8 protein-coding genes and 1 riboswitch are annotated in these 7,825 nt (G+C 68.8%); of the genes, 5 read left to right on the top strand and 3 right to left on the bottom strand.

All coding sequences use genetic code 11. The features are described 5' to 3' along the window. Nucleotides 1–465 (top strand): DUF4399 domain-containing protein (locus tag AC1D2K_RS24865; RefSeq protein ID WP_478091768.1); only part of this gene is annotated, 465 nt, incomplete at its 5' end. On the opposite strand, the gene AC1D2K_RS24860 is transcribed toward AC1D2K_RS24865, so the two are convergent. The 3 genes from AC1D2K_RS24860 to AC1D2K_RS24850 all read right to left on the bottom strand — a co-directional run bounded on the left by AC1D2K_RS24860 (nt 452) and on the right by AC1D2K_RS24850 (nt 3,741). Next, nucleotides 452–1,240 (bottom strand): HAD-IIB family hydrolase, encoded by a 789-nt coding sequence (locus tag AC1D2K_RS24860; RefSeq protein WP_478091767.1) that lies wholly within the window; start codon nt 1,238–1,240, stop codon nt 452–454. The two genes, AC1D2K_RS24865 and AC1D2K_RS24860, sit on opposite strands and share 14 nt — an antisense overlap. A 148-nt stretch (nt 1,241–1,388) precedes the next feature. Then, complete coding sequence (locus AC1D2K_RS24855; protein WP_478091765.1) at nt 1,389–3,017, bottom strand: peptide chain release factor 3; 1,629 nt, start codon at nt 3,015–3,017, stop codon at nt 1,389–1,391. Nucleotides 3,018–3,090: 73 nt separating this feature from the next. Further along, nucleotides 3,091–3,741 (bottom strand): hypothetical protein, encoded by a 651-nt coding sequence (locus AC1D2K_RS24850; protein WP_478091764.1) that lies wholly within the window; start codon nt 3,739–3,741, stop codon nt 3,091–3,093. Nucleotides 3,742–3,847: 106 nt separating this feature from the next. Then, a riboswitch (S-adenosyl-L-homocysteine riboswitch) is annotated at nt 3,848–3,917 on the top strand. Between the two features lie 63 nt (nt 3,918–3,980). Between AC1D2K_RS24850 and ahcY the strand changes: the two genes are divergently transcribed. The 4 genes from ahcY to AC1D2K_RS24830 are packed head-to-tail and all read left to right on the top strand — an operon-like array spanning nt 3,981 to nt 7,713. Continuing rightward, on the top strand, nt 3,981–5,420 hold the full coding sequence (ahcY, locus tag AC1D2K_RS24845; protein ID WP_478091763.1) for an adenosylhomocysteinase: 1,440 nt from the start codon (nt 3,981–3,983) through the stop codon (nt 5,418–5,420). A 10-nt stretch (nt 5,421–5,430) separates the two neighbouring features. Then, entirely contained in the window at nt 5,431–6,240 is an 810-nt protein-coding gene (locus AC1D2K_RS24840; protein WP_478091762.1) for a TlyA family RNA methyltransferase, read from the top strand. Next, nucleotides 6,218–7,051: a methylenetetrahydrofolate reductase [NAD(P)H] gene (metF, locus tag AC1D2K_RS24835; protein ID WP_478091760.1), complete on the top strand. Its 834-nt coding sequence runs from the start codon at nt 6,218–6,220 to the stop codon at nt 7,049–7,051. Before AC1D2K_RS24840 ends, metF begins: the two co-directional genes overlap by 23 nt. Next, nucleotides 7,048–7,713 (top strand): septal ring lytic transglycosylase RlpA family protein, encoded by a 666-nt coding sequence (locus AC1D2K_RS24830; RefSeq protein ID WP_478091758.1) that lies wholly within the window; start codon nt 7,048–7,050, stop codon nt 7,711–7,713. Before metF ends, AC1D2K_RS24830 begins: the two co-directional genes overlap by 4 nt. Nucleotides 7,714–7,825 lie beyond the last annotated feature (112 nt).

Here is a 7,825-nt window from a genome sequence, read left to right as displayed (position 1 = left end):
CAGATGGAGACCGTGGTCGACCTGCCGCCGGGCACCTACACGATGCGGCTGGTGCTGGCGGACCAGGGACACATCCCGTATTTCGTCTATAGCAAGCCGCTCAGGTTCACGGTCAGCAAGCAGAACAAGGGTGTCACGCCGGCCAGCCTGCTGGGCGAGCCGCGCATCGAACTGCTGAGTCCCGCCGATCGCAGCACGGTGCAGTTGCCGCTGCGCGTGCAGTTCCATGCCAGCGGCCTGAACGTGTCGAACGCAGCGCCCAAGGTGCCCGACACCGGCCACTTCCGGCTGGTGCTGGAGCGTCCGGGCCAGAAGGCGGAAATCATCGACCTCGACGGCGGGCAGACCGAGGTGTGGCTCAACCCGCCCAAGGGCAGCTACAGCGCCCGGCTCGAGCTCCTGAGCAACACCGCGGCCGGGAACGTCGTCGCACGCGCCAGGCCGGTCGCCTTCACCGTGCCTTGAGTATCGCGGCCGCCACCTCGGCGAAGCCGGCGCCGCGCTCGCGCTCGGCGACGTAGCTCGGCAGGTGCGACAGGGCGGCCTCGAACCGGCGGACGTTCGCCACGCCGATGCTGTGCTCGAAATGCTCGAACATCAGCGCGTCGTTGGTCGAATCGCCGACGTAGGCCCAGCGCTGCATCTCGTCGTCGAGCCGGCGGCCCCAGAGCTCGCGCACGATCCAGCGGGCGCCGGCCAGCTTGTTGTGCTCGCCGTACCAGCCGTTGACGTGGATGCTGCTGACGGTGGCGTGCATGCCCTCGCTGCGCATCAGCGCGACGACAGCGGCGATCTGCGCATCGCCGAGTTGCGTGAATTCGCTGTGGTCGATCGCGATGTCGCATTCGCGGCCCGGCGAGTCGGTGGCGCGCCGGGCGCCGGGGATCTCGCGCTCGATGCGGGCCAGCACGGCCTGCATGCGCGCGAAATTGCGCTCACGCGTGGGCGCGTCCTGCTGGTAGCGCTTCTCGAGGCCGCCCTGGGGCGCGGGCAGCAGCGCGACGGCGCCGTTCTCGGCCACGATCGCATCCACCGGCCAGGCGCTCGCGAAGGGTTCGCTCCAGCCCACCGGGCGGCCGGTGATCGCCACCCGATGCAGGCCGGCTGCGCGCAGGTCGGCCAGCGCTGCCAGCGCATCGGCGCTGATCGCGCCTTCGGTCGTCAGCGTGTCGTCGATGTCGGTGAAGACGCCGACCAGCGCGCGCCGCGCCGCCAGCGGCCACTCAGTCAGAGGAGTCATCTCAGTTCTTCACCACGCGATCGCGTGACTCGCGACGCATGAAACCGGCGCGGCCAAGCCCAGAGATACCGCGGATCTGGCTTTGCCAGGCCGCTGGTATCGCCCCCTTGAGGGGGCAGCGCCGCAGGCGCTTCGGGGGTGTTTCATTTCAGGAGGCGGTCTGCAGCGCCAGTCCCGCGTGCTCGCGCAGGGGATGGAAGTGGATCTTCGGAAAGCGCTCCTGCGCCAGCCGCACGTCGTAGGGCGAGGTGCACAGGTAGGCCAGCGTGTTGGCCGCGTCGAGCGCCATCCGCGCCGGATAGGCATCGACGAAGGCGCGCAGCTCGGCCGGGGTGTCGGCCGTGATCCAGCGCGCGCCGGTGTACTGGCAGCCCTCGAGCCGGACGTCGGCGTCGTACTCGGTCTTCAGGCGGTGCTGCACCACTTCGAACTGCAGCTGCCCGACCGCGCCCAGCAGCATCGGGCCGCCGACCTCGGGGCGGAACACCTGGATCGCGCCCTCTTCGCCGAGCTGGGCCAGGCCCTGCTGCAGCTGCTTGGTGCGCAGCGGGTTCCTGAGGATCACGGTCATGAACAGCTCGGGCGCGAAGAAGGGCAGGCCGGTGAACTGCAGCGAGGCGCCGTCGGTGATGGTGTCGCCGAGCTGCACGCCGCCGTGGGTCGTGAAGCCGACGATGTCGCCGGCGTAGGCCTCCTCGACCGCTTCGCGCCGCTGGCTCATGAAGGTCACGACGCTGGTCGGGCGCAGKTCCTTCGCGGTGCGCTGCACCTTGAGCTTCATGCCCGGCGTGTAGCGCCCCGAGGCCATGCGGACGAAGGCGATGCGGTCGCGGTGGTTGGCGTCCATGTTGGCCTGCACCTTGAACACCACGCCCGCGAAGTCCTTGTGCTCGGGCCGGATCTCCTTGACCACCGGCTGCCGGTTGACCATCGTGGTGCTGATGCGCGGCTGCGGCGGCGGCGCCAGGTCGACCAGCGCGTCGAGCACTTCCATCACGCCGAAGTTGTTGACGCCGGAGCCGAAGAACACCGGCGTCTGCTTGCCGGACAGGAAGGCCTCGCGGTCCCAGGTGGGCGAGGCGCCGGTGGCCAGTTCCATGCTTTCCACTGCGTGGTCGAACTCGCGGCCGAAGCGCTTGTGCAGCGCGTCGCGGTCGGTCAGCGGAATCGTTTCGAAGTCCTGCGGCAGCTTTTCCTGGCCCGACTCGAACACCGTCATCGCCTTCGTGCGCAGGTTGATGATGCCGCCGAAGCTCTTGCCCTGGCCCACCGGCCAGGTCATCGGCACGCAGGGCATGCCGAGTTCGCGCTCGATCTCGTCGAGCAGTTCGAGCGGCTCGCGCACCTCGCGGTCCATCTTGTTGACGAAGGTGATGATCGGCGTGTCGCGCTGGCGGCAGACCTCGATCAGCCGCCGGGTCTGTGCTTCCACGCCGTTGGCCGCGTCGATCACCATCAGGGCCGAATCGACCGCGGTCAGCACACGGTAGGTGTCTTCGGAGAAGTCCTTGTGGCCCGGCGTGTCGAGCAGGTTGATGACGTGGTCGCGGTAGCTCATCTGCATCACCGACGAGGCGACCGAGATGCCGCGCTGCTTCTCGATCTCCATCCAGTCGGAGGTCGCGTGGCGCGAGGCCTTGCGCGCCTTCACCGAGCCGGCGATCTGGATCGCGCCCGAGAACAGCAGCAGCTTCTCGGTCAGCGTGGTCTTGCCGGCGTCCGGGTGGGAGATGATCGCGAAGGTGCGGCGGCGTTTGGTTTCGGAGGCGAAGGTCATGGGGGTGAACGCGGTGCGCGCTCACGGGCGCGGGCTGCTGGAGGCAAAACCCACGATTTTACCGTTCGGGCGCTCACATCGGGGGTGRGAAGCCTTTGCGGCCCACCAGCATGCTCGAGGCGGTCGGCTTGCCGTCCTTCACCTGGGCGGTCACCGTGACCATCGCGCCCTGGACCACCAGCGCCGCCTGGTCGTCCTGGGCCGGCTTGAAGGTGACGATCGGCGTGCCGCGCGGGACGATGACGGTCTTCTCGCCGTCCTTGTACTTGAGCACCAGCTTCTTGCCGCCCGGAACCGCCGCCGGCGCCGCCGAGAGCGCGGAGACGGTGGCATTGGTCATCGTCCCGTCGGGCATGTAGTCCCAGGGGCGGAAGCCTTCGCCGGTGCCGCGCATGGCTTCCGGAAACACGAGTACCTCGACCGCGCGCTGGGTGCCGTCGGGCTGCGGCAGCGAACCCGCGCCGACGAAGCTGTCGGGCTTGATGGCGGCCATGTCGAGCGGGAGCACTTCGAGCACGCGCATGCTGGCGGGCCGCACCAGGGTGACGATCTCGCCGCTGCGGTCCTTGACCGTCAGCGAATTCGCGTCGACGTGCGCGATGACGCCGCGCACGCGCACGGTGGGCTCCGCGGCCGCGGCCGGGGCCTGCGCCGGAGCCGGCAAGGACAGCGTGGCCGTCGCGGCCATCACGAACGAAGTGGCAAGGATCTTGGCTTTGGACATGAGGATCGGCCGGGTGGGGCGATTGTTGGGGGTGGGAGGATCCGCAGTCTAGGCCGATCCGAAAAGCGCTGCTGGCGGCCGGCCGGCGCCGCGCGTTAAAATACGCCGTTCCGAGGAGCGTTGCAGCGCCGACAGGCGTGAGGCTCGGACCATCATCGCAACCACGCTCACCCGCTGTTCTCGCGGTGAGTCCATTCCCCGATCGCAGTGGCATCTTTCAAGCTTGCTTTGGAGCCAACATGAGCGCAGTTCTCAAACCGTCCCCCGTTTCCACCGTCGACCAGGCGATCGCCGACCTCTCCCTTGCCGCCTGGGGCCGCAAGGAAATCCGGATCGCCGAAACCGAGATGCCCGGCCTGATGGCGATTCGCGAAGAGTTCGCCAAGGGCCAGGCGCTCAAGGGCGCGCGCATCACCGGCTCGCTGCACATGACGATCCAGACCGCCGTGCTGATCGAGACGCTGCAGGCGCTCGGCGCCACCGTGCGCTGGGCCTCGTGCAACATCTTCTCGACCCAGGACCACGCCGCCGCCGCCATCGCCGCGGCCGGCACGCCGGTGTTCGCGATCAAGGGCGAGTCGCTGGAAGACTACTGGGACTACACCCATCGCATCTTCGAATTCGGCCCCAAGGGCTCGGCCGGCGAAGGCCCGAACATGATCCTCGACGACGGCGGCGATGCCACGCTGCTGATGCACCTGGGCCAGCGCGCCGAGAAGGACCAGAGCGTGCTGGCCAACCCGACCAGCGAGGAAGAGCGCATCCTGTATGCGGCCATCAAGGCCAAGCTGGCGGTCGATTCGACCTGGTACACCCGCAAGTCGGCCGAGATCATCGGCGTGACCGAGGAAACCACCACCGGCGTGCACCGCCTGAACGAGATGTCGGCCAAGGGCACGCTGCTGTTCCGCGCCATCAACGTCAACGACTCGGTCACCAAGAGCAAGTTCGACAACCTCTACGGCTGCCGCGAATCGCTGGTCGACGGCATCAAGCGCGCGACCGACGTGATGATCGCCGGCAAGGTGGCCTGCGTGGCCGGCTACGGCGACGTGGGCAAGGGCTCGGCCCAGGCCCTGCGCGCCCTGAGCGCGCAGGTGTGGGTGACCGAGATCGACCCCATCAACGCCCTGCAGGCGGCGATGGAAGGCTACAAGGTCGTGACCATGGAGTACGCCGCCGACAAGGCCGACATCTTCGTGACGACCACCGGCAACAAGGACGTCATCACGCACGACACGATGGCGAAGATGAAGGACCAGGCCATCGTCTGCAACATCGGCCACTTCGACAACGAGATCGACGTCGCCTCGATCGAGAAGTACGAGTGGGAAGAGATCAAGCCGCAGGTCGACCACATCACCTTCCCGGACGGCAAGAAGATCATCCTGCTGGCCAAGGGTCGCCTCGTGAACCTCGGCTGCGGCACGGGCCACCCGAGCTTCGTGATGTCGTCGTCGTTCGCGAACCAGACCATCGCCCAGATCGAGCTGTTCACCAAGCCCGACGCCTACCAGGCCGGCAAGGTCTACGTGCTGCCCAAGCACCTGGACGAGAARGTCGCTCGCCTGCACCTCAAGAAGGTCGGAGCGATGCTGACCGAACTGACGGATGCGCAGGCAGCGTACATCGGCGTCGACAAGAACGGCCCGTACAAGCCCGACACCTACCGCTACTGAGTCCCACGTCTTGCGTGCCGATCAGCTACTCGTCGAACGCGGCCTCGCCGCTTCGCGCTCGCAGGCCGTCCGCCTGATCGCCGGCGGCTTGCGCTGGCGTGACGGTGCCGACTGGCGCGTCGTGGGGAAGAACCGCGACGAAATCCCCGAAGCGGCCGAGCTCGAACTGCTCGATGCCGCCGAGGCCCGCTACGTCTCGCGCGGCGGCCTCAAGCTGGAAGGCGCGCTGGCCGCCACCGGCATCGACCCGCGCGGCCGGCGTTGCCTCGATGTGGGCCAGTCGACCGGCGGCTTCACCGACTGCCTGCTGCAGCAAGGCGCCGAGCATGTGGTGGGCGTCGACGTCGGCCACGGCCAACTGCATGCGCGCGTGCGCGACGATGCGCGCGTGACCGCGGTCGAGGGCGTCAACGCCCGCACGCTGACGGCGGATGCCTGGGCATCCGAATCCCCTGATGAGGAGACTGCCGACCGGAGCTTCGGCCTGATCGTCGGCGATCTCTCCTTCATTTCACTCACGCTGGTGTTGCCCGCGCTGGTGCCGCTGCTGGCGCCCGATGGCGACATGCTGATGCTCGTCAAGCCGCAGTTCGAACTGCAGCCGGGCCAGGTCGGCAAGGGCGGCATCGTGCGCGAGCCCGCGCTGTACGCCGTGGTCGAGCAGCGCTTGCGCGATACCTGCGCGGCACTCGGCCTGCGCGTCGTGCGTTGGCTCGACAGCCCGATCGAGGGCGGCGACGGCAACCACGAGTTCTTCATCCATGCTGTTCATGCGGACGGCCAACCAGGAGCCGGCCGTGCGCCTTCCGCTGAGCTTTGAGTTCTTCCCGACCAAGACGCCCGAGGGCGCAGTCAAGCTGCGCGCCGTGCGGCAGCAGCTCTACGCGCAAGAGCCCGAGTTCTGCTCCGTCACCTACGGTGCCGGCGGCTCCACGCACGAAGGCACTTTCGGCGCGGTGCGCGAGATCCTGGCCGAAGGCGTGGAAGCGGCCTGCCATTTCTCCTGCATCGGCGCGACCAAGGCGACGGTCCGCGAGCAGCTGGCCGAGCTGAAGGCGATGGGCGTCAAGCGCCTGGTCGCCTTGCGCGGCGACCTGCCGAGCGGCTATGGCGTGGGCGGCGAGTTCCACTACGCGAGCGATCTCGTCGCCTTCATCCGCGCAGAAACCGGCCGCGATTTCCACATCGAGGTGGCCTGCTATCCCGAAGTGCATCCGCAGGCGCGCTCGCCCGAGGCCGACCTGCAGGCCTTCGCGGCCAAGGTGCACGCGGGCGCCGATTCGGCCATCACGCAGTATTTCTTCAGTGCCGAGGCCTACTGGCGCTTCGTCGACGAGGCACGCGCGCTGGGGCTATCGACGCCGATCGTGCCGGGCATCATGCCGATCACGAGCTCGACGCAGCTGATGCGCTTCTCCGATGCCTGCGGCGCCGAGATCCCGCGCTGGATCCGCCTGCGGCTGCAGAGCTTCGGCGACGACACGGCATCGATCAAGGCCTTCGGCCTCGACGTTGTCGCGGCCTTGTGCGAACGCCTGCGCGCCGGCGGCGCGCCCGCGCTGCATTTCTACACGATGAACCAGTCGGTGGCCACGCTCGGTGTGCTGCAGCGGCTGGGCTGGGCTGCATGAGTTTGCGCAGCGGCCTGGCGGCGCTGCTCGCGGCCGGGCTGCTCGCGGCCTGCGCGGTGCAGCCGGCGTCGCAGGGCGATGCGGCAGGCGACGCGCCGCAGGGTCGCCTGCGACCGCTGGCGAAGCAGCCGGCCCTGCCGCCGGGCGCGCCGCCGCGCTCCGCGGTGCCGTCGGTGCGCTACGACCTCGCTGTATCGGGCCGCGGCGAACTGGGGCCCGACGACGGCATTCCGGGCGACGAGGGCGGGCGCGAGGTCTTCGAGCGCGGCGGCGCTTCCTGGTACGGCATCCAGTTCCACCAGCGGAAGACCGCCAGCGGCGAGCGCTTCGACATGACTGCGTTCACCGCGGCGCACAAGACGCTGCCCTTCAACACGCGCGTGTGCGTGCGCAGCCTGGTCAACGGGCGCGAGGTGCTGGTGCGCGTCAATGATCGCGGGCCCTACGCCTCGGGCCGCATCATCGACCTGAGCCGTGCCGCGGCCGAGGCCATCGGCATGCTCGGGATGGGCATCAAGACGGTGGCGCTGTCGATCGCGGACCAGGAGACCGACCGCTGCGGCGGCACCGAGGTCGGACCGGCGGAGGTGCCCCTCCAGGCCGCCCAGGATCCCGCACCCAGCAGGCCGACACGACAAGTCGCGCCCCGCAAGCGCCGTTAATTTGCTTCGGCCGGCGCAGCCAGGCCCGTTGGTGAAACACCGCGGATCTGGCTTTGCCAGTCCGCTGGTGTTGCCCCCGGCCGGGGGTGGGCGGGCTACACGCAGTGAGCCC

The sequence above is a fragment of the Variovorax sp. P1_H12_2 genome, from assembly GCF_056405335.1.
Note: the sequence above shows the minus strand (reverse complement) of the source record. Positions and strands in the feature narration are given on the sequence as shown.

Bases quoted from the DNA above. Each gene is read 5' to 3' on its own strand.
- AC1D2K_RS24830 (WP_478091758.1), top strand. From the start codon at position 7,048: ATGAGTTTGCGCAGCGGCCTGGCGGCGCTGCTCGCGGCCGGGCTGCTC.
- AC1D2K_RS24860 (WP_478091767.1), bottom strand. From the start codon at position 1,240: ATGACTCCTCTGACTGAGTGGCCGCTGGCGGCGCGGCGCGCGCTGGTC.